Annotated in this window: 2 protein-coding genes; both read right to left on the bottom strand. The window is 60.2% G+C overall.

Annotated elements, in window-relative coordinates:
• Positions 1-87 precede the first annotated feature (87 nt).
• Positions 88-405 carry a hypothetical protein gene (locus tag ACXJ7R_RS29910; protein WP_457154969.1) on the bottom strand — a complete coding sequence of 106 codons (318 nt, stop codon included), beginning with the start codon at positions 403-405 and terminating at the stop codon, positions 88-90.
• A 297-nt stretch (positions 406-702) separates the two neighbouring features.
• Positions 703-2,519: AGE family epimerase/isomerase (locus ACXJ7R_RS29905; protein ID WP_457154968.1), on the bottom strand; the 1,817-nt coding region annotated here is incomplete at its 5' end.

The following is a 2,519-nucleotide window of genomic DNA, read 5'->3' as shown; positions in this document are numbered from 1 at the left end:
GTGTAGCGATGGCGCTTTTCGATGAAAATGCGCAGGTTCCACCGGCTCGCCACCGGCACGCTTCGAAATTGGCATGTGGCGGCAGGACTAGGTTTTGTTTCTCTTGAAACTTTCCCGCATGGAGTCGACGATTTCGCTGGCAATGAGACAGCTGCGATTGTCGACCTGATCGGCGGCATTTCGTAACGTCGTCGACGCGTCCTTCAGCAATCCTCTGATCTCGGCCGCTGACAACAGCTCGGATGCTTCGAGTTCCAGCAGCACGGATTCACTCACGTGCAGCGCGGCAAGCGCCACCGCTCTCGGCCTGGTAGCAAGCAGTTTTAGGAGGTCACCGCTGGCCCTGGCACGCGCTTTTTTTTTTTGCCATAGTTGCGTCTCAACCGTTCGGACATGAAGGTTCATAGGCTCAAAATTACAACGCCTCGACGAGTTTGCCGCAACTCCAAGATCGGAAGAGGTCGCCCAATGCCTCTCTTTGAGGCATCCTGTAAGCATACTATCCCGGTTTGCAGCCACGACACAGAGGCACGGGATACCGAATTAGCCGTAGTTACCACCTCCCTACCACCTCTGGGCTACCGTGGTTACAAGCCGACGCAGGAGAAAGCATAGCTGCTCGTAGCCTCTTTGGATTGGCGTCGCTCAGGTTCGCCGTATACGACCACAGTGGCACGAACATCGTATCCCAGGATCGGCGCATTAGCGGCGGCTGAGGACCTGCTTCAGACCTGTCTTGCCCACATCCAAAGCTGGAAGCGGGAAAGGTTCGACCTGTCCACCGGTCTTGTCCAGATACTGCATCAACGCCGTCACCAGATGGTAGAAGATGCTTGCCGGGACTTCCGTCGCCACGGATCTTCCGCGCTCGTCGATCCTGTCGACCCACAAGCCAAGCGGTGCGGGATCGATATGCCATCTGAACAGGCGCGCGACGCGAGCTTCGATCTCGGGTTTCAGATCAGGCCCGCCAATGCCGTCCAGGGCGGCGGCTGCCTTGACGGCTTCGCATTGCGGCCAACTGCGGGAGAACCGGTCGAGAGGCATTCCCTGCCGCGATACGGCTGCGTAAGCCAGACCTGTGGCTCGGTTCAATCCACTGGCGACCGCCGATGAATAGAGCTTCCTGGCGTAGGCGACCAGGTCTTTTTGCCCGCTCGCCCGCGCGAACTCGACAAGCAGCGAGGCCCATTCGAAATGATGCCCTGGTTCGGTCCATTGTCCTTTGTCTCCCGGCAAGGGCAGCCAATCGGCGTCGAAATATTCCCCAAGCGTCCAGCTTTCCTGGTCGAAGAAATGGCACCGGAAGAGATCGATGACGCGTGCCGCCCGTCGCAGATAGGCACGGTCGCCGGTGACGCCGTACCAAGCAAGAAAGGATTCCAGCATGTGCATGTGCGGGTTCGAAGACCGTGCCCCGTTGGAGCCGGGGCTCTCGAGGAACCCGGTCAGGCTGTCGTCCTCGAGATGGGTGTCGACGAAATGAAATGTCTGTTGTGCAAGCCGCAGGGCGTCCTGATGGCCGCATCGATGAGCATGAGCCAGCGCCAGGAGCACGCAGGAATGATCGTAGGCGTCCTCCGTCGGGTCAGCCACGCTGCCGTTGGCATTGAGCGTGCGCACCCAGCCGCCACGGTCGGTGCGGCCGTATTTCGCGATGAAGTCGATACCGTGGTCGATGAGTTTGTCGGCCGGTCCAGTCCAGCCGCGTTCCTTGGCCACCGCGAAAGCATAGATTTGGCGAGCCATCGTCCGCATGCGCTTGGGTTTGCCCAACGGCCTTCCATCGAAGCCGAGAGCCTCGTGGAAGCCGCCATGCACATCGTCGACACCGGCAGTGGACCACAGTGGCAGGGTTTCTTCGAAGAGCCAGTGTTCGACACGCTTGCGCCATGAGCCGCTGATGATRACCCGGTCTTCCGAGGCGGTGAATTTGGTTTCGAGGCGTCCGCTCTTCTCCAGCTGTTCGACGACCTTCTTCACGTGCTGACTGTGGCTGACCGGGGCGACGAACACCGCGTCCGGCGTCGCCACTATCGCTACATCCTTCATTCCGACGACGGTCAGCAGCCTGCCCTGGCTTCTGAGGTAGGAGTTGCCGCAATCCATGGCGACGATGTCGCCCATGACGACGTTGCCGTCGCCGTCGGTCGGGCTGGCTTCCAGCAGCGATTGCCAAGATCCAAGGTCGTTCCAGCGGAAGGAAGCCGTGACCATCGCGATGTCGCCCGCATGCTCCATGATCGCGTAGTCGATCGACGTCGAGGGGACAGCCAGGTAGAAGCCCTGTGGCAGGTACAGACCCGAGACCTCGGTCCGCGCTGTCTTGTAGGCCCGTTCCGCAGTCTCCCAGATGTCCGGCTGGAAATCGAGAAAGGCCTGCCGCATGGCGTCGGCACGGAAAAGGAAGATGCCGGCGTTCCAGTAGAATCGTCCCGACGCCAGGTATTGGCGGGCCGTCTCGGCGTCTGGCTTTTCGACAAAACGCGAAACGGAGGCTACTCGGTCACCATTTGCCG

It is taken from the genome of Mesorhizobium sp. P5_C1, assembly GCF_054049815.1.
Note: the sequence above shows the minus strand (reverse complement) of the source record. Positions and strands in the feature narration are given on the sequence as shown.

Bases quoted from the DNA above. Each gene is read 5' to 3' on its own strand.
- ACXJ7R_RS29910 (WP_457154969.1), bottom strand. From the start codon at position 405: ATGAACCTTCATGTCCGAACGGTTGAGACGCAACTATGGCAAAAAAAA.